The 19,645-nt window shown below is 47.3% G+C and carries 12 protein-coding genes and 1 pseudogene; 1 reads left to right on the plus strand and 12 read right to left on the minus strand.

All coding sequences use genetic code 11. The annotated features are described in order from the left end of the window. Nucleotides 1-21 precede the first annotated feature (21 nt). The 12 genes and pseudogenes from AC3G2T_RS08015 to AC3G2T_RS08070 all read right to left on the minus strand — a co-directional run bounded on the left by AC3G2T_RS08015 (nucleotide 22) and on the right by AC3G2T_RS08070 (nucleotide 18,232). Nucleotides 22-831, minus strand: a complete 810-nt coding sequence (locus AC3G2T_RS08015) for an SDR family NAD(P)-dependent oxidoreductase (protein WP_488435108.1) — start codon at nucleotides 829-831, stop codon at nucleotides 22-24. After that, nucleotides 828-1,472: an NAD(P)-dependent oxidoreductase gene (locus tag AC3G2T_RS08020; RefSeq protein ID WP_488435109.1), complete on the minus strand. Its 645-nt coding sequence runs from the start codon at nucleotides 1,470-1,472 to the stop codon at nucleotides 828-830. Before AC3G2T_RS08020 ends, AC3G2T_RS08015 begins: the two co-directional genes overlap by 4 nt. 112 nt (nucleotides 1,473-1,584) lie before the next feature. Beyond that, a complete protein-coding gene (locus AC3G2T_RS08025) occupies nucleotides 1,585-2,604 on the minus strand; it encodes a DJ-1/PfpI family protein (RefSeq protein WP_488435110.1) in 1,020 nt (339 codons plus the stop codon). A gap of 236 nt (nucleotides 2,605-2,840) precedes the next feature. Then, on the minus strand, nucleotides 2,841-5,876 hold the full coding sequence (locus AC3G2T_RS08030; RefSeq protein WP_488435111.1) for a winged helix-turn-helix domain-containing protein: 3,036 nt from the start codon (nucleotides 5,874-5,876) through the stop codon (nucleotides 2,841-2,843). A 5-nt stretch (nucleotides 5,877-5,881) separates the two neighbouring features. Then, entirely contained in the window at nucleotides 5,882-7,108 is a 1,227-nt protein-coding gene (locus tag AC3G2T_RS08035) for a sensor histidine kinase (RefSeq protein ID WP_488435112.1), read from the minus strand. Between the two features lie 350 nt (nucleotides 7,109-7,458). Further along, nucleotides 7,459-8,043, minus strand: coding sequence for a TetR/AcrR family transcriptional regulator (locus AC3G2T_RS08040; RefSeq protein ID WP_474682377.1), 585 nt, complete (start codon nucleotides 8,041-8,043; stop codon nucleotides 7,459-7,461). 43 nt (nucleotides 8,044-8,086) lie between these two features. Further along, nucleotides 8,087-8,866, minus strand: a complete 780-nt coding sequence (locus AC3G2T_RS08045) for a DNA alkylation repair protein (RefSeq protein WP_488435113.1) — start codon at nucleotides 8,864-8,866, stop codon at nucleotides 8,087-8,089. A 12-nt stretch (nucleotides 8,867-8,878) separates the two neighbouring features. Further along, complete coding sequence (locus AC3G2T_RS08050; protein ID WP_488435114.1) at nucleotides 8,879-9,307, minus strand: VOC family protein; 429 nt, start codon at nucleotides 9,305-9,307, stop codon at nucleotides 8,879-8,881. A gap of 494 nt (nucleotides 9,308-9,801) precedes the next feature. Next, complete coding sequence (locus tag AC3G2T_RS08055) at nucleotides 9,802-14,334, minus strand: S-layer homology domain-containing protein (protein ID WP_488435115.1); 4,533 nt, start codon at nucleotides 14,332-14,334, stop codon at nucleotides 9,802-9,804. A 422-nt stretch (nucleotides 14,335-14,756) separates the two neighbouring features. Next, nucleotides 14,757-17,273, minus strand: coding sequence for a winged helix-turn-helix domain-containing protein (locus tag AC3G2T_RS08060; RefSeq protein ID WP_488435116.1), 2,517 nt, complete (start codon nucleotides 17,271-17,273; stop codon nucleotides 14,757-14,759). Nucleotides 17,274-17,742: 469 nt separating this feature from the next. Then, nucleotides 17,743-17,851, minus strand: a pseudogene (locus AC3G2T_RS08065) (TetR/AcrR family transcriptional regulator); the annotation flags it as partial. 33 nt (nucleotides 17,852-17,884) lie between these two features. Further along, nucleotides 17,885-18,232: a winged helix-turn-helix transcriptional regulator gene (locus AC3G2T_RS08070; protein WP_474682372.1), complete on the minus strand. Its 348-nt coding sequence runs from the start codon at nucleotides 18,230-18,232 to the stop codon at nucleotides 17,885-17,887. A 158-nt stretch (nucleotides 18,233-18,390) separates the two neighbouring features. Between AC3G2T_RS08070 and AC3G2T_RS08075 the strand changes: the two genes are divergently transcribed. After that, nucleotides 18,391-19,587: an MFS transporter gene (locus AC3G2T_RS08075; protein WP_488435117.1), complete on the plus strand. Its 1,197-nt coding sequence runs from the start codon at nucleotides 18,391-18,393 to the stop codon at nucleotides 19,585-19,587. Nucleotides 19,588-19,645: the final 58 nt, after the last annotated feature.

A 19,645-nucleotide genomic window follows, 5' to 3' on the forward strand; every position in this document is an offset into this window, starting at 1 on the left:
CAACTGCATAAGTCATGTAATTCATAAAAGTTTTCCTATTCTTTGCTTGCACTCGTCCCATAACCACGCTGATAAAGTAGGATCGTCAAGCATTCTGTTCCCTTGTGCTTTTTGTTTCCGTACATAATAATCGCCATTAAGTTTCGTACTCGTTTCTGCCAAATAAACTAATGTTTCTGCTCCCTTTTCTGGTGTTGCAAGCAATGGCGAAAAGACTATCTTTAAAATATTCGCGTAAAAACCCATATATCGACCAAAATCAGAGCTGATGAGTCCAGGGTGAAAGTCCGCAAACTCAATTGAATATCGTCTGTGGTACTCCCTGAACAACATCCCAGTAATAAGTTTGCTTCGAGCATAAATCGCATGAGACCGCAACCCATTCGTCCTTTGCCAATCTCTCTTGTTTATGGACGCTCCTTTATGAGAACGAGAGGAGGTATTCACGATCCGTCCATTTTTTTTCAAAAGTGGGGTTAACATCAGAGTAAGTAGAAATGGAGACAATGTATTCACTTGAAAAATAGGTTCATTGCCATCCACGGTTAATCCACTCTCTGTAGGAATTCCTCCAGCATTATTCGCCAATACATCAATTCTTGAAAAACCATTTAGAAGTTGATTGGCTAGACTCCTTACACTGTTTAGATCAGTAAAGTCAGCAGTGTATGGCTTGACCCCTAACTCCTTGGCTATCTTCTCCGTTCGTTGGATTGATCTCCCCACCGGTATAACGTGAGCTCCGCATTCAAATAATTTTCTAGCCGCAGCAGCACCAACGCCTGAACTTGCACCAGTCACAACAATAATTTTTCCTTTTAATAAGGTCATCCGTTCCTCCCACATAGGACAGCACGCTGCTTAATAAACTTTCGATCAGTAACTGAGGTGAGGACAAAATCTGCAACACATGAACGAGAGATCGTCAATTTGGAAGGCGTCTTTAGAGAAGACGAAGCGACATATTTATTTTTATCGGTTTCATCAGTTAAAGATCCAAAATATGCAATAGTCCACTCGAGATTACTTTCGACCACAACTTTTTCTGCTGCGCTCAAATCTGCAAAATCTTTACGGAAAAAGGTATATCCTAGAAATTTAATGAAAATGTTTGCATAGCTTAATGATTCACCTGCGCCATAGCTCATCAACAGCGATAATCGTTTTACATTATTAACGTTCATAGCTTGCACGACCGAACTCATTGCACGATTTAAAATCTTTCCTCCATTACCCTTTACAACCAATCCGTTTCCTAACGCAGAAATAACCGCATCATGTCCCCTCATAGCATCCTGTAATTTATGTTGCTCTTCCAATATATTGCCGATTACAACCTTTAAATTGGAGTGACTTAGTTCAAGCCCATTCGTTCTTCGTACAAAAGCAGTCACTTCATGTTTATCAGATAGGGCTTGGTTAACAATAAGCCTACCTATGCCTCCGTTTGCACCTACCACTAATAGTTTCACTTGAATCTTCTCCTTCTTATTTAAAAGTTATCGTAGCTTTTATTTGCTTTTGCTACCGCATTAGATTAGAAGAGGCTTACAATCTAAGCCCCATCCACCTAAGAATACTTGTTTATGGAGATACTCGCTTACCCGACAATTTCGAAGAAATCATACCTGTCTTTGCTTTACCTTCTAGGGTATTACCGTTAATTGTCACATCAAAATTAAGGTTTAATTTCATGGGTTTCTTCACTTGTTGCTTCCACTTCAATCTGTTTCCGATAATCTCTGTATCTTCTAAGATAGAAACATCTGTTTCATCATCGTCTGCAGTAGCCGTGCCATGAAGTTTATTGTCTCTCACCTTTAAATCATAGGTCACATGAATTTTACCAATCGCAGTCGAGATTTCAACTTTCCAAATGCCATCAATTTCTGATTGATGCTTGTTGCTCTCACCCATCTGATGGTTGGATTCCACCTCATCCTCGCCTGCATTCGAATGATAATCAACAGGTAAGGCGCCCGAATTCTTCCAAACAGTTCCTCGTTTCTCATACTGGAATAATTTTTCCACTTCATGAGCGATCCTTGGACCAAACTCTCTTTCAACAACATAAATTGCAAGATCTAAGCCAGATGTTACTCCTGCGCCAGTAATTAAATCTCCATCGTCCACAACTCTAGCATGGACAGCATTTGCGCCACTTGCGGATAGTAAATCCATTCCCATATGATGTGTAACAACGTTCCTGCCTTCTAGTACACCTGTCATTGCCATCAGCATAGAACCGCCACATACCGATGTCACTAAAATTTCCGGGTCGTTTATGGCTTTTTTTATAAGTTCTCCCAACTCTGTTTCAGAAGCATTTTTCAATTTCATTGGAATGGAATCGGGATCTCCCTCTATTAACGACCCTGCCGCACCTGGCAATAAAATAATTCCCTTCTTTGAAAGATCTAACTTTCCTTCAACTTCCATAGGGTAATTATTAACGCCACTTCGAATTAAATTGTGGCCATCGACACTTACAAACCGAACGTTAATTTCCTCTTTAGTTAATTGGCTCGCTGTAACAAATACTTCATAGGGGGCAATGACATCTAATAAATCAAACCCATCAAATAAAACGACTTGAATGTTCATTTGTACACCTCTCTTAATAATTTTTTTAATCAAACCGAATCACTCGGACCGGACCGTCCGGTTCGTTTTAATTATAACATGCTAATCATCAAATTTCCTTTAAAAATATGACTGCTTTTCAACATCTACACGGAGTACGATAATAACAGCCTTTTTGTTCTCTTCTCTTCGGTGTACAACAATATCTGGATAAAAAAATCCCCCGAATGGGGGAAATAGCTGAAAAAAAAGGGAGATCAACCGAGTATCATCCATTCCGCAGCGCGCTGCAGCGCCTGCACCCGGTTGCCCACCTCCATCTTTTTATACACATTTTTGATATGGGACTTTACGGTTTCACCTGTAATGTGAAGACGACGGGCAATTTCCTTGTTCGACAAGCCTTGGCTGATCAACTGCATAATCCTTATTTCCTGCAAGGTCAGGTTGTGCGGTTGTTGTTCCGCATCAGGGACGGCACGCAGAGCTTGAAGAAGCTGCTTGACATAAGCCGCAGAAACCGGGCGGGGATGTTTAAGCCCGCTTCCTTGCCGCAGCTTGAGGTAGCCTGCCAGCAGCTCCTCCATGCCGGTCCCTTCATCCATGAAGCTGCGGATGTACCCTTCCGGTTCCGAGAGCTGCAAAGCCATCTCCAATTGAGCGAACGCCGCCTCTATTCGGTCTAACCGCCGAAGTATGACGCTTTGCAGGATAAGCCCCTTGATGCGATCCCGGAGACGCTCCTCCTTGCTTAACAATTGATTCAACCGTTCCAGTAAATACAGCGCGTCTTCCAGCCTCCCGCACGCTGCAAGCACTCTCGCCACAACGAGATGCTCTTGCACCCGATAGAGCGAAACTTCATCCGTATGCGACAAACCGCATCTTTGCAGCCACTCAAGCGCATAGGAATGAGATCCTTGGCGCAGAGACAGACACGCTTGTTCCGCTTCGATATTTCGCATAAATAATTCATAGTCGGGAGAATCGATCTGCGCCTTCAACTGCTCAAGCAGCTCCGAAGCCCGGCCCGGGTTGCCCAGAGCCTGCTGAATCCGCGAAGCGCTGATCACGTTATGAATCATAATCCGCGCAAAGGGCTTAATATCCTGACGCGCTATCGCCCGACTCGCGTACCGATCTGCTTCTTCCAGCCGGTTCCACTCATACAGCAGCTTGCTGTAAGAAGCATACAAAAGACCGACAAAAGGATAGTTTTCTTTGTTTTCCCATACGGCAATCCATTTGGACAGGAAGGCATAACCCGCATGCAGATCGTTGATAAACGCCAAATGATCGTCAAACGAATCATATCCCTGATACCTGTTGCGCCCCATTGTTTGAAAGAAGCTGCCTTCCGGCATATGGCGTTCCGCCAGCTCGAAATATTCAGATGTACGCGCCAGGTCCTTCTGAAGATAGGAGATAATCGAACAGAAAAAGTAAATATTTCCTAGCGCCTTGTTCCATTCGGCGTCGCCCCATTGATCCCGCATCCCTTGAAAACGCACTGTCGCTTGACCCACTCTTCGGAAAGCGGCTTCCCATTCTCCAACGCCCAGCAATACCGATATATAGAACATTTCAATCATCGGCTTGTCCGCAAAGGCATTCTCCGGCAGCTTCGAGACCCATCTATGGAGTGCGACGCTTTTTGATTGCACTAACGTATGAAGATTTTTCTCAATGATCCGCACGGCATATGGAAACTGTTCTCCTTCTATATAATGCTCTACCGCCTCTACGTCAAATCCGTAGTCCTCCAGCCATACGGCCGCCCGATGATGCGCCTGCATCCACTCTCGCCTGTCTTTCTTGAACAATAACTGCTGCAAAAAGTCGGCAAGCAAATGGTGATACCGATACCAGTTTCTATGCTCATCCAGCGGAATAATAAACAAATTCAGCTTCTCTAATCGTTCCAATTGCTCTTGGCTGTTCGATTGACCTGTTACAGCCTGACATAAGGAGTCGTTCATACGGTTCAGGACGGACGTTTGCAATAAAAAAGCAAGATCAGGCTCCGATTGATAACGAAGCACTTCTCCGAGCAAATAATCGGATATATGACGCTGCTGGCCGCCAAACCGATGAATCGTCTCGGCTATGTTCTCGCTCTGCTTTAGCGAGATTGCCGCTAGCTGCAAGCCGCTGACCCAACCTTCGGTTTGATCGAAAAGCTCTGTCACCTGCTCTTTGGTCAGCAATAAGTCGGCCGTATCGCGAAAAAAGACAATCCCCTCATCCAATTGAAACCGCAGATCGTGCACGAGAATCTGGTTGCATTCGCCTTTTGCCAAAAGACTGGACGTAGGTATGGCCAATTCGGTACGGCTTGCGATATAAAGATGAATATGGGACGGCAAGCGTTCAAGCAGATCGTATAAGGAACGGTGAATTTCAGGAAGTTCAATGAAATGATAATCGTCGATAACAATAGCCAATTCGCTGGGTAAGCGATGAAGCTCATTCAGCAATGCAGGGATTGTATGCTCCAAATACACGGAAGATTCTTTCTCAAGAGCATGGATCACCGTTTGGCCAAAACCCGGAACCCTCTCCTGAATGGAAGCGGTGATGCAGCTCCAAAACTGAATATAATCATTATCACTCTTATCCAGCGAGAGCCAGGCCGTAAGTGCCCCGCTTTGTCTGACCCATTCGCTTAACGCTGTCGTTTTCCCGTAACCGGCCTGCGCGGAAAGCAGCGTTAGCTTGCTCTCCATCCCTTCATTCAGCTTCCGTATGAGCTGCGGCCGGGATACCAGCGCTTTACGCACATGAGGGACGTGAAGCTTCGTGCTTGGAATCGCCTGGACTCCTTCTGCAGAACTCCGTTCCTGCTTCGCTGGTATCATTCGAGGGAGATGACCTTCTTCCCGCGAAGCAGCATTTCCCGGCTTTCTCAAGGGAGGTACATGTACGGCGATATGCTGTTTTTTGCGGACCTTGGCAAGCGTTTGTGTCATTCGCTTGACGGTTACGGGTTTCATCAGGTAGTCCAATGCGTTCATATCAAAAGCTTGAACCGCATAATGGTCATATCCGGTTACAAAGACCACATCTATGGAAGCGTCAAGCTCAAACAGAAGGCTGGATAACCTCATCCCGTTAATTTCCGGCATGGAAATATCCAGAAATGCGATATCCAGCGGATTGGCCTTCGCATATTCATAAGCTTCCCATGGGTTCAGCGAAGTATGGCAAATTTCAATCCCGCCGATTTCGGATAATACCATTTCCAGACGTTCCACCGCTAATTCTTCATCATCCACGATCATCGCTCGCAGCATCCGCTTCATCCTCCATTCTGCTTGGCCGTGTATGCAGGAATATCGAAAATCACCTTTGTGCCTGTTCCTACCGCACTTTCAATTCGAATGTTTTGTCCATATAGTAGTTTGAGCCGTTGACTTATATTCCATAACCCGACGCCTTTCTTACCCGCGTTCGAGCACAGTATATCATCCACCTGTCTTTCACTCATGCCGCAGCCATTGTCCTCAATCACAAAGCTGACTGCGCCGTCCGCTTCAGTCTTCATCGCTATTTTAACAGTTCCCCCGCGCAGATTGGACATCAGACCATGCCTTACGGCATTTTCCACCAGCGGCTGCAAGATCAACGGGGGAATCCGAGTATCCGGATTGGCGGTTACATCGTACTCGACAAACAATCTGGCGCCAAAACGCACCTTTTCGATATTGAGATACGCTTTGACGAGCTCCAGTTCATTTTCTATCGTGGTCAGGGAATCCAGTTGTTTGAAGTCGAAGCTTTTCCGCAAATATTGCGAAAACTCAAGCGTTAATTCCTCAGCCTTACGAGGTTCCTTGATACACAATACAGCAATGGAATTCAGCGTATTGTAGAGGAAATGAGGTTTAATCTGGGAACGCAGAAAGGCGATTTCCGCATCTCTCGCCTCGGCCTGCAATTGCCGGTTTTTTTCCGTTACTTCTTTTATCATTTCTTTGATATATACGAAAAACAGCACAGATGCGACGGAAACGATCGTATATATAACCTGGGCCTGAAAAAAATGGAGCGAAAATCCGTTCATCCAGACCCTTGTTACGCCACCGACCAGGCAATAGCAAAAAGACAGGATCAGCGCCAGGAGCAGTCTTTTGTTTTTCCCCGCCGCGGCAAAAAAGGGTTGGGCGTATAGGATTGCCGTCATGCTAATGAGCAAAGTCAGGATGGTCGAATAAACGCCGGAATCAACTCCAATATAAATCCGGTACAGGATGACTAGCGCGGATAAACTGACACCCGTTCTCCAGCCGCCATACAAGGTCCCAAGCAGCAAGGGAACGATTCGTATATCCATGCGAATACCGGAGGGTATATAGGTAGGGAAGGACATGCACAATAGGATCGACAATCCCCACAACACCGTCTGAATGATCGCTGCGTAATGATGTAATTTGGATTTTTCCGCCAAAAATACTTCGAAGGTGAATATTAACGTTGTTATCAGCGCAAGCTGCAGCAAGAAATCCTTCATGATCTCCAAATTCATAATGACTGTATCACCTTCGTCCAAATTAATGTAAGCCATTCCGAACAAGCCACGGGCTGCTGGACAGTATCTGCGCCTGCGACTTCTTCGTGCTTACAGCCCCACCCTCACGATGCGGCCCTGCCTCCAGCGAAACACTTACCACAATCATACCACGATTATGGAAAACATTGTCGTATTTTGTCACACAAAAGTCCCCCTAGAACCCGTCTCTAGGAGGATGAACATATACGGTTCAGCCTAACGGGTCTATCGGCGAAAAATGCGAAAGGAGCTGCCGCGGCGCGACAAGCTCCTAACCCGATTAATATGACCGCCCCCTAACTTCATCGCTTCAGATGAGTGAATCGTCATTGTTTTAGTACTTCCAAGAATACGCCAAGTACCTTCATAGTCTCATCCAGAGCATTAGGCTGCAAGGACTCGTTGGCAATCCAAAGCGCCGTCTCATTCAAACCACCCGAAATAAAATGGGTCATTGCATCAAGGGGAACCATCCGAAAGTATCCATGGTCGTGCATGATTCCAAGCTGCTCCCTCAATAAACGCATGGAATGGTTTTTATCCATCTCCCTCCATACTTCCCAGCCAAGAATTGCAGGGCCGTCGATTAGCATAATACGCCTATTTCGCTCTTCAACAGCAGCCATAATGAATGCGCGGCAACCTAAGTAGAGCTGCTGCCATACATCTTCACTTGCCGATGCCTCTTGCTCCACCCTTTCGGCAACCTCTCGCTGGACATCTTCAAGTACGATTCGAAACAATTCCTTCTTGCTGCGAAAATGATGATAGACCGCTCCCCGTGTCAGATTCGCCTCATGAACGATCGATTCCAGTGCCGCATCCGCATAACCGTATTCGGTAAAATGGGTTCTGGCGACATCGAGCAGCTTATGAATCGTTTCCGCAGTCGCTGCTTTATTTCTTTTCATAATCGACTAGTTCTCCATTCGCATTACTTTGCATCCCAATTTCCTATAGCTCATCTAACATAGCCAACGCATCTGGATCTCCGGACTTCGCTGACGATCTTAAAGCGTGGCCAACCATGCTCTGGCCATGCTTCCACCCGGCACTCAGCTTGTTAGCCATCCAATTTATTGTGATCTGCTTGTAATCCTTTGTCAGATCATTCAAATGATTCGCTACTGACCTTCTGACATAGTCCGAACCGTCATCCAGCAATGGCTCAAGTAAAGAAAGATTTCGCACGGGATCACCATTCAACACTTCCATTCGCTTTGCCCATGGAAGACGAGGACGAGGCCCTTCACTGACTAAACGACGCACATGAAAATTAGGATCGAAAGCCCAAGTGGATAATGTTTCAAGACATTCCTCCGAATAGCGGAGGAGATATGGGCGGATGGCATATTCCGAGGTATGGCGTTTTGTAATCTCGTACAACGCGTCCATAGAAATCCGGAAATGATTAAGACCATATTGTTCCACGAAATAGGCGATCGGCATCAGGAAGTAACCCTCGGTGAACATCCCCTTCTCACTTTCATTCTCCGGGCCAAGGATTTTTAATAAGATATCCAATTGATCAGGATAATCCAGCGGTAATGCGCTATGCAGCTCCCCGGCGATCAACCGGACCCTTGCTTTCAACTCAAGTGGTTCTGTCTGTTCCGCTACTGCATTTACAAAACTGTCGACCGGGAAACCCGAGTAGTAGGGCTTGATTAGACTGGCTAGCCGTACAGCCAGCTCCCCTCCAAAATAGTTCTTCAAAGGTACATGTGCTCCCATGCAAGTATTCCCTTATTTCCATATCTCTTCGGAATATTGGGTACTAAAATCGTTTGAAGGTGGGATGACAGTAATGATATCGATCAATACCCCGTTGGGATCGGAGGTAATGAAATGCCGCTGTCCAAAATCCTCGCTCCGGATATCGAGCTCCAGTGGTAGCTTGGCTCCCCTAATGAGACGTTCGTATTCAGCATCAACATCGTCCACTTCGAAGTTAAGAATCAGCCCTCTTACTTTTGTCCGGTATGCGTCGGGAATGGTCGGATGGGAGGCGTCAAGAATAGCCAATTCGTGCGGTATGTCATTGCCGGGCATTTTCAAGCTGATATACCAGTCCGCCTCAAACATCTTATTGAATCCAAAGTGATCCTTGTAAAATGCTGCCGTGGGAATAACTTGATCTGTTAAAATGACGGGATAACAACTGGATACTTTCATAATAATACCCCTCTCGGTTATGATAGTACCCAATTTAACATACATACTGTATGTATGTAAAGTGGCCTCGGTCTAACTGCTTTGCTAGCCCCGTCTGTTTCACTCTCTGTATGCAAACTGAACCTTTGGTAGCCCTGCAACGATTACAGCGGGATGCCGAGAAGGGATTATTCGATGAACTTCTTGTGTGGAAAATTAATCGATTAGAAGCATAGTGGGCGTAATTCCCGAGTTGTGAGCAGACTTTTTCAGCCGCCGCCTGATAGGATTCCCAAGCCTCCTCCAACAAAAATACGGAATAATGCTGTTCCAGCTTAGCCAATTCGGACCGGAAGCTGCCGGCACCCCACACGGGACGCGTAAAATCTGCTGGCGGGTCAAACTTCACAGCAGCTTTATGATTTTCTGCACCGCGGCGCTCAATATTTTTCCCTTTTACACAAAAACAAGGCTGCTTTGAAATTGACTTCAAAGCAGCCTTGTTTGATTTTCCTTTACTTGCCCTTTTGCGCCAACATTTTCAGCAGCACCGTTACTGACTCTGCTCTTGTCGTTTTATCGCCCGGAGCAAATGCATTCGCGCCTTTACCTTCGATCATACTCAGCTTTTTCATGGCCCCAACTGCACCTTTCGCCCAGTCCGGAATGTCTCTGTCATCCGCAAAGCCTGTTGCCGTTGCAGCTTCAACGGACTGTCCCAGCGCTTTTGCGATCATCACTGCCATCTCCGAACGTGAAATTTCGGCGTCCGGTCGGAAAGTGCTGTCTTCATAGCCTGTAATGATGCCCGCTTGTACCGCTTGCGTGACAGCTTTCTGCGCCCACGCGCCAATCTTCGCCTTATCCGTGAACACCAGCGCCGCTCCCTCTCCTTGCGGTTTGAGTGCATTCATCAGCATCACCGCAAATTCCGCGCGCGTTACGGTTTTGTCAGGCTTGAACGTACCGTCTGGGTAGCCGCCAACGATGCCCATGCTGATCGCTTTCTTGATGCTCGCCTCAGCCCAGTGTCCAGCGATGTCGCTAAAGCTAATTGTTGGTTGCGTTCCTGGTGTTGGCACTGTTGGAACTTTATCTTCAGCGAATACCGCATATTTCGTAAAGTGGTTAACTTTTATGGTGATAGTATTTCCTTTTACCTCGCCGCCGACTTCCACCCATATCTTCTTTATTTCGTCGTAGAAAAATACAGAAGGTTTTTGATTGCCCTTTAACCTTTTCGGATCGAAGGTAAAAGTCATTGTGATTTCCTGATTGAAGTTTTCCGGAAAGTTTTTTAGAATTTCGAATACCGGGCTGACCAGAGCATCCTTGCTTGTAAGCAGCTTTTGTGTGTCTGCCACTTTTTCTATCGTTATTTTCAATTCTTTTCCAGACGTACCGGCAGGAATTATAATTTTGACATCATCGCCCAGACTAACCTCACCAGATTTACCGATGGGAAGCGTTAGCGTACCGTCTGTCGAGATCACTGTATTGTTTGAGGACGTTAATGATGGAGTGCCGCCATTGCTAGAAGAGCCGCCCGTGTTGTTGGCCGTCCACTTTGCATACAGGGTCGTATCTGCCGTGATCGGAATGGTGAAATTGAACAGTGCCGTCAACCCGCTGTCGCTGTACCACCCGCCGAACGTGTACCCGCTTCTCGTAGGATCTGTTGGTTTTGTCGCCTTACTGTTATAGTTCGCTGGCTGGCTGCCCACCGCTGAACCGCCGTTACTTTTGAAGCTGACAGTATACGTGTTGATCGTCCACGTTGTGTATAGTGTCACGTTGGACGTGCCCATGATGAAAAACGACCCTTCGGTATAGCTCGTTCCGCGTCCATCCGCTTCCGTATTCCAGCCTGCGAACGTATAGCCCGTCTTCACCAAATTTCCGGTGTTCCCATAAACCGAAACGGTAACTCCTTGCGCATATGAGCCACTATCAGTTGGCGCGTTGCCAGATATAGCGTCGTTGCCGTTATACGTCACCGTATACGCAGGAATCTCCGTTACGGTCCTCACCGTTACCGTATACGTTACCTTCGTTGTTCCATCCTGTGCAGTAACAATGACCTTCTTACCCGTTGCCAAAGTAGTCGCTACAGTTGTTCCATCTGCATCATATACTTCAAACGTTGCATTCGCTGCCGGTATGATCGCTGCCTTAAGCGTAGCTAACGTTGTGCCGTATGGAATGTTCGTGATGTTTTCATTCGCGGTTCCGCCTGTGCTTACCGTGCCTATCGTCGAGGTCAGCGTTGCGGCTGTGCTTAAGCCCACCGTTACCGTATACGTTACCTTCGTGGTCCCGTCCTGTGCGGTAACAATGACCTTCTTACCCGTTGCCAAAGTAGTCGCTACAGTTGTCCCATCTGCATCATATACTTCAAACGTTGCATTCGCTGCCGGGGTGATCGCTGCCTTGAGCGTAGCTAACGTTGTACCGTATGGAATGTTCGTGATGCTTTCATTCGCGGTTCCGCCTGTGCTTACCGTGCCTATCGTCGAGGTCAGCGTTGAGGCTGTGCTTAAGCCCACCGTTACCGTATACGTTACCTTCGTTGTTCCATCCTGTGCAGTAACAATGACCTTCTTACCCGTTGCCAAAGTAGTCGCTACAGTTGTTCCATCTGCATCATATACTTCAAACGTTGCATTCGCTGCCGGGATGATCGCTGCCTTGAGCGTAGCTAACGTTGTACCGTATGGAATGTTCGTGATGCTTTCATTCGCGGTTCCGCCTGTGCTTACCGTGCCTATCGTCGAGGTCAGCGTTGAGGCTGTGCTTACGTTCACTGTTACCGTATAAGTTACCTTCGTGGTCCCGTCCTGTGCGGTAACAATGACCTTCTTGCCCGTTGCCAAAGTAGTCGCTACAGTTGTTCCATCTGCATCATATACTTCAAACGTTGCATTCGCTGCCGGTGTAATTGCTGCCTTGAAATCAGCGAACGTTGTGCCGTATGGAATGTTCGTGATACTTTCATTTGCGGTTCCGCCTGTGCTTACCGTGCCTATCGTCGAGGTCAGTGTTGCGGCTGTGCTCGCTGTGCTCAATGTCTGAACAGGAACCGCATCGCTCTTCGCCGATTCACCGGCCGCATTGAATGCGCTCACCGCAAACGTATAGGAACTGTTCGGTGCCAGCCCGCTCACCGTATAAGTGGCGCCAGTCACAGTGGCAATCGCCGTATTGCCTCCATCCTTGTAGAGGTAATAGCCTGTCGCTCCTGATACGGCATCCCAGGATAGCGTAGTCGATGTAGCCGTCGTGCTGCTGGATTGCAAATTCACAGGTGCTCCGGGAGAGGTCAGTTGATATACACCGTACAGTCCCGCTGCATATAGCTTGCCGTTTGCCTCCAGGAGAGAATTCAGTTGACTCGGCGAACCACTTACCTGTTCCCATTCGCCGTTGCTGTACGACCATACGTCGTTATTGCCGTTATCCGTCCCGGCATACAGCGTACCGTTCACCTCGAGTAGGGCATTCACAGTACTCGGCGCATTATTACTGCCCGCCACCCTGGTCCATTCGGGTGTAGCCGAGGTCGTATCGTAGATCCATACGTCATCGCCTTCACCGTTAGCAGTTCCCGCATATAGCTTACTGTTCATATTAAGCAAAGTATGCACATTTTTTGGCGTATGGCTGATCGTCATACGGGTCCATTCGGGCGTAGCCGCGTTCAAGTCATACGTCCAAACGTCGTTCCCACTGCCCCCTGTTCCCGCATACAACGTACCATTCACATTGACCAAGGCATTTACAAACATTGGTACACTGCCTGCCGTCATCTGCGTCCATTCGGGCGAAGTCGCGGCAGTATCATACGTCCATATGTCATTGCTGCCGTTATTCGTCCCCGCATACAGCGTACCGCCCACATTGAGCAAGGCATACACATTGCTCGGCGCAAGACTGCTCGTCATCTGCGTCCATACGGGCGTATTCACGGTCGTGTCATAAATCCATACGTCATGGTCAGTGTCATCATTAGAAGTCCCTGCATATAGCTTACCATTGACATCGATCAAGGCATACACATAGCCCGGCGAGCCGCTCATCCGTGTCCATCCACCACTGGCCGTGTACGCCCACACGGCTTTAGTATCATCATTTGTCCCTGCATACAGCGTGCCATTGACATTCAGCAAAGTGTTCGTATTGCCTGGCAAAACACCCATTTGTGTCCACGCGCCATTCCTGTACGTCCACACGTCTTTGTTTCCGTTTTTCGTCCCTGCATACAACGTCCCGTTGTCATCAAGCATAGCATATATGTTGCCCGGAGATCCGAACATTTGCGTACATGAAGTGCTCGTACATGTCCACATATCATCGGAGGTGGAACCAGTCCCTACATACAACGTGCCGCCCACATTGAGCAAGGTTCGCGCATAACGCGGCGAATTGGAAATAGGCGTCCATGTACTGCCACTGTACGTCCAGACAGTGTGGGTTCCGCCGAAAGTCGCCGCGTACAGTGTGCCGTTGACATCAACTAAAGAAACTACATTTGTTAACGTGTTAGGCCCACTTGGCGTGCTGCTCATCGGCGTCCATGCCCCGTTACTGTACGCCCAAATGCCATTGCTTAACGTCCCTGCATATAGTGTGCCATTTACATGAATTAAGGCTTGTACGTCAGTCGGCGTATTGCTGGTCGTCATCTGTGTCCATGCAGGCGTAGTCGCAGTAGTGTCGTAAGTCCATACATCTTTACTGTTGTTAATGCCACTAGAAGCCCCCGCATATAGCGTGCCGTTTACATCGATTAAGGAATACACATTGCCCGGCGAGCCGCTCATCTGTTTCCAACCGTCACTGGCCGTGTACGTCGACACGCCGTCACCCCAAGAACCCGCATACAACGTGCCGTCCGCATCAACAAGAAAGGTTCGCACACCTGCCGGTGAGCCTTCCATCTGCGTCCAAGTGCCATTCGTGTTCTGCCATACGTCATTGTTGAAGTTCCCCGTCCCTGCATACAACGTGCCGCCCACTTTGAACAAAGTTTGCACGTTGGACGGTTGCACAGATTGTCCCACCACTGGCCAAGTCGACGACGTTGGCGAATTCGCATGGGCAGCCTTGCCTCCCCCCATGAATGGAATGAGCATGAAGGCGAGCAGACATGCCAGAACGATCCTCCCAGGTCGGGAAAACCACATCTTGAGTCCTGATGTAGATAGCTTCATAAATTCGTATACACCTCTTCATTTGTCATTATGATTGCAACCGACGATGTAGCGATACAAGATTACTTGGGCCGACAAATACCGATATTTTCCTGGCCCCGCTTGTCGATTAATGCCACTTTCTCCCCAATTCTATGACTTTCGTCCCAACAAAAAAATCCCCCATTGATGGGGGAGAGACGTTAAAATATTGGGGGATATACACGGTGCCAATATGTATTGTATAATCATGCTTTTCTTGAATTGCGATAACTGGCTCGCTACAGCCATTGGAATTCTTTTCCTTGCTTCAGTGCCTGTTCTCTGCTGTTCACATGAAGTTTTCTAAACATACTTTTCAGATGGCTCTTGACCGTTTCGGCTGTGATTTCAAGCTGCTCGGCGATCTGTTTATTGGATAGCCCCATGTCAATCATCCGAAGTATTTTTAATTCCTGTTTCGTGAGCAGGGCTCCCGAGCTTCCAGTCTCATGCCCAGAATCGGACATCAGCAGAAGCAATTCCCTGGCGTAGCGCAGGCTCGTAGACTTGCGGTTAGCGTTGATCTGCCTTTGCCCGATATATTCACGCAACAGCTCCGCCATCTTGGCCCCTTCATCCACGAAACTGCGGATGTATTTCCCCGGTTCCGCCAATTGGAGTGCCGCCTCCAGCTTCATGACAGCGTTCGTCATATCATCTTTTCGATAAAAAGCCATGCTTTGCAGTATAGCCACCTTAACCTTATCCCAGGTCCGATCAGCCTGATCGGCAAGCCGGTACAATTGTTCCAGCAGTTGCAAAGCTTCATCAATTTCCCCCTGTTCCATAAGCGCACTTGCCAAATACAGATATTCTTTGATTGGACCGGGCGGGATCGTATCGGTATGCTTGATGCCGCATGTTTGCAGCCAACCCTCATCGAAAGCACCGTTCGCAAGTGATAAATTTGCCTTCTCCGCTTCTATTCTCCTCATAAACATTCTTTTATCCACGGAATCGATCTTAGGTTTAACCCCCTCCAGCCATTCAAACGCTTTGGCCGAATCTCCTTTGGCCTGACAGATCCGCGCAGCATTGATAGTAGCGCTTAACAGAATAAGGGCATAGGGCTGCATGCACGTTGACTTCAGTACCCTCTCCGCATAAACTTCAGCCTCTTCCAAGCGGTTCCATTCATATAACAGCAAACTGTACGTATTGTAGAAAAAGCCAACGTAGGGGTAATTGTCTCGATCTTCCCATACTTTGATCCATTTATAAAAGAATCTTTCCGCATCATGCAAATCATCGAAGAAGCTCAATAATGTGTCGAAATACATCGAATAGGAGTTCGCTTCAATCATCTGAATGTAGCTGCCCCCCGGCGTATGCCGATCAAATATCTCAAAATATTCATTCGCTCGTCGAAAGTCTCTTCGGTAAAACGAAACAGCCGCGGACAAAAAATGAACGTTTCCTGCGTAAGGTTTCCATTCCGGGTCTGACAGCTTGTCCTCCATCAGGCGAAGTCTCGCTTGTGCCGGCTCCAGTTCATTGGTCTCCACCATCACTTTGACATACAGAAACTGTATGCGCGGCTTTCCCGTAAAACAGGCTTCCGGCAGAGCACGCAACCATCGATACAGCACCCCTCTCTTCGCATGAAGACTTTGCAAATGCTTTTCGATCAGGGCACTTGCTTCGTGGTAATGCCCGTCCACAAACAGTTGCTCTACCGCTTCTTCCAGAAATCCGTGCGCCTCCAGCCAATGGGCTGCCTTGACATGCAACGCCTTCGACTGTCCCGCATATCTCTGCCGGAAAAGCCTCCGCAAAAACTCGGAAAACAAATGATGATAGCGATACCATTCCCGCTGATCGTCCAATGAAACAATGAACAAATTGCGCTGTTCCAGCATTTCCAGCAGCTCCTGACAATTCGCTTGTCCGGTAACCGCTTCGCACAACGAGCCGTTGATCCTGTCTACAATCGATGTTTCCAATAGAAAGGACTGAATCTCGCTCGGCTGGAGACTAAAAACCTCCTGAAACAGATAATCGGATATGCTGCGGTGCTCCCCGCTAAAGGCACGGATAAAATCTGAATAATTGCCGCTTCTTTGCAGCGAAATGGCCGCCAGATACAGTCCGCTAATCCATCCCTCCGTGCGGTCGACCAACAGAGCTATCTTTTCCCCCGGCAGCGGCAATCCCATGCAATCCTGAAAGTAACGAATTCCCTCTGCAAGTTGAAAGCGCAGCTCCTGAATCGTGATTTTCACCATTTGGCCTGTTATTTGCAGCCTTGCCGAAGGAAAAGGCATTTCAGCCCGGCTTGTTACATAGAGGTGGATGTGAGCGGGCAAATAGGCTAGAAAATACGCTACCGACGCGTGAATGGCGGCAAGATCAATCACGTGATAATCGTCCCAAACGATGACCAATTCATCCGAGCAGCCGTCGAGCTCGCGAATCACGGCTGAGATGAAGGGTTCAAACGCTCCCGATTTTAAGGATGGCAAATACGGGGTGACCGCTTCCGCAAATTGAGGGTGCTTACTATTGACGGCAGCGATCGTATAGTTCCAAAACTCAATCAGATCATTATCTTGAGGGCCCAAGGAAATCCATACGGCAGGTATGGCGGACTGCTGCAGCCACTGGCTCAAAGCTGTTGTTTTGCCGTACCCCCCGGGAGCCGTTACGGATGTAAGTTTGCTCATTAATCCTTTATTTAATAGCTCGGTGATCGCCGCTCGCTCAACAAGGTCATCGCGCCGCGTTTGCGGGATATGAAGTTTGGTACTCAGAATCATGGATCGGCACCTCGAATTTGGCTGTTAAACTCTATTCTTTATTATATATGATTTCTGATCAAGGGTGGCTAAATAAAGAGAGCTGTGTATGATTTGAGTAGGTTGTGTCACGAAGGGATAAAAGCCTGGGAGATAAACTGTTAACGACAATTTATTTCCCAGGCTTTTTTATTTTTGCTGCATGTGGTAATTTTTAAGTCCTTAGCATGAGCCAACTTGTCCAATTGTAGTGGTTCAACATTTCTCCCGCATCCCCTTCTCCACCCGAGTGACCGGCTGTTAAAAACTCGCAGCAACAGGAAACCGGCGACGGATTGCATCCATCGCCGGAAGTTACTGGCTCTTCAATTACGCGTCGGCGCCCAACTGCCCTCGGCCCCCGTCAAACAGCTTATGGTATGGTTCAGCTTAACGAGTCTATCGGCTAAAAATGCAAAAGGAGCTGCCGCGGCGCATAATTGCCAACCTTTCAATGCCCGATCTGCTCCTTTATCACCTGTTCAATCCCCAGCAGAATCAGCTTCCAAGCCGAATTCAAACGCCACATCGGTCCCCATCAGCTCGAACAGCCCGTTCGTACATGCGGAGCTATGTCCATCTTACTGGTTCAATTAATATTTATTCAAAATTTGGTATTCGCCTTTGTCGAAGGTTTCCTCTAAATAATTTTCTCCCCATTCGCACAGTGCAAGCAAGATCGGTGCCATTGACATTCCAAATTCTGTAACCGAATACTCCACTTTTGGCGGGACTTGATTGTATATTTTTCGGATAATGATTCCGTCTTCTTCAAGTTCTCTTAATTGCTGGATCAGCATTTTCTGTGTTATCCCCTGAATCATCCGCTTTAGCTCGCTTGTTCTTCTGGATTCCTTTGTTAAATGATAAACAATGAGTGGTTTCCATTTCCCGCCAATGATACTCATCGCGACTTCAAGAGTACAGTAGTACGTTCTCATTCCTCACCCCCCTTTGTTTGCACAATTATTTCTTTTTGGTAACTATATCACTAAAAAGTCTGTACTTCTATTATTGACATTTTTAATTCATAATAGCAACCACAAGCCAATGAAAGCGGCAAAGTTAGGACATGAATCTCAATCAGGGGGAGTAAGTTATGGAGATGGCAAAATCAACCGGGGTACCTTTGAGCATACAGCAGAAGTTTCTGGTTTTTTCTTTAGTTTTACTGACATTCGTCACGGGTACAAGCGAATTTGTTATTGTCGGATTGCTGTCCAACGTTGCATCCGATTTGGAAATAACAATCTCTGCAGCTGGGGCGCTTGTATCCGGGTTTGCCTTTGCGGTTGCCGTCGGCACGCCTATCGTAACTGTTCTTGTCAGCCGATATCCTGCTTATTCGCTAATGCTGACATGCATGTTAATTTTTATTGCGGGCAATGTAACCAGTGCGCTTTCCTCGGTTTATCCTTTGCTTATGGGGGCAAGGGTGGTTACCGCCGTTGTATGCGGACTGATGCAGACGATAGCTACGACGGTTGCCAGCGAGACATTGCCTGCCGAGAAAAGAAGCACGGTCGTTTCGCTCATATTTGCCGGATTTACTATTGCAAGTGTGCTGGGTGTTCCGCTGGGTACCTGGATCGGGCAAGCAGGCGGCTGGAACATGGCTTTCTGGTTCACAGCTTTTTTAGGTGTGGTTGCCTTGGCGATGCTCTCGATTACACTTCCGAGAAACCTGAAGGGTGCCCAAAACTCATTAAAAAGCCAATTCGATTTATTGACACATCCCCGAATAGTATTGGCTTTTCTCGTCCCAACACTAACCATTGCCGCCACTTATGTCGTGTATACTTATATCACGCCTATATTGGAAAATGTGTTGCTTATCCCCGCCAGATATACAAGCCTTATTTTGCTGATATACGGGGTCGCTTCTATAATCAGCACATTGCTAGCTGGCAAAATTGCTATTCGCAACGGATTGAGTAAATTAAGATTTGTTTTTATCATTCAAGCCATTATTCTTGCCTCTCTTTATTTCACATTACATTTTGCCGTTCTCGGATTGATAAATATCTTAATTATTGGTCTTGTCGTTTACTTATTTAACGTAACATTTCAACTGTACTTGATAGATTTGGCCGGGGAATACTCTCCTTCAGCCAAGGTGTTCGCCGCTTCTTTGTTTCCTGTATCTGTTAATTTAGGCATTGCTGCAGGATCTGCAATTGGAGGACTGGTTGCCACCAATATCGGGCTGCTCCATACCGGGTGGATGGGGGGCGTGCTGGCATTAGCTGCATCGATTCTTACTTTTATCAGCTATCGGTTTTATAGGGACAAATGACATTATTGTCGGCCATCTTCCTACATCCCAGTTTTTTCGCCGTCATTTGTGGTACGGT

The sequence above is a fragment of the Paenibacillus sp. sgz302191 genome (assembly GCF_057749925.1).

Bases quoted from the DNA above. Each gene is read 5' to 3' on its own strand.
- AC3G2T_RS08075 (WP_488435117.1), top strand. From the start codon at position 18,391: ATGGAGATGGCAAAATCAACCGGGGTACCTTTGAGCATACAGCAGAAG.
- AC3G2T_RS08015 (WP_488435108.1), bottom strand. From the start codon at position 831: ATGACCTTATTAAAAGGAAAAATTATTGTTGTGACTGGTGCAAGTTCA.
- AC3G2T_RS08040 (WP_474682377.1), bottom strand. From the start codon at position 8,043: ATGAAAAGAAATAAAGCAGCGACTGCGGAAACGATTCATAAGCTGCTC.
- AC3G2T_RS08030 (WP_488435111.1), bottom strand. From the start codon at position 5,876: ATGCTGCGAGCGATGATCGTGGATGATGAAGAATTAGCGGTGGAACGT.
- AC3G2T_RS08025 (WP_488435110.1), bottom strand. From the start codon at position 2,604: ATGAACATTCAAGTCGTTTTATTTGATGGGTTTGATTTATTAGATGTC.
- AC3G2T_RS08070 (WP_474682372.1), bottom strand. From the start codon at position 18,232: ATGAGAACGTACTACTGTACTCTTGAAGTCGCGATGAGTATCATTGGC.
- AC3G2T_RS08035 (WP_488435112.1), bottom strand. From the start codon at position 7,108: ATGAATTTGGAGATCATGAAGGATTTCTTGCTGCAGCTTGCGCTGATA.
- AC3G2T_RS08050 (WP_488435114.1), bottom strand. From the start codon at position 9,307: ATGAAAGTATCCAGTTGTTATCCCGTCATTTTAACAGATCAAGTTATT.
- AC3G2T_RS08060 (WP_488435116.1), bottom strand. From the start codon at position 17,273: ATGATTCTGAGTACCAAACTTCATATCCCGCAAACGCGGCGCGATGAC.
- AC3G2T_RS08045 (WP_488435113.1), bottom strand. From the start codon at position 8,866: ATGGGAGCACATGTACCTTTGAAGAACTATTTTGGAGGGGAGCTGGCT.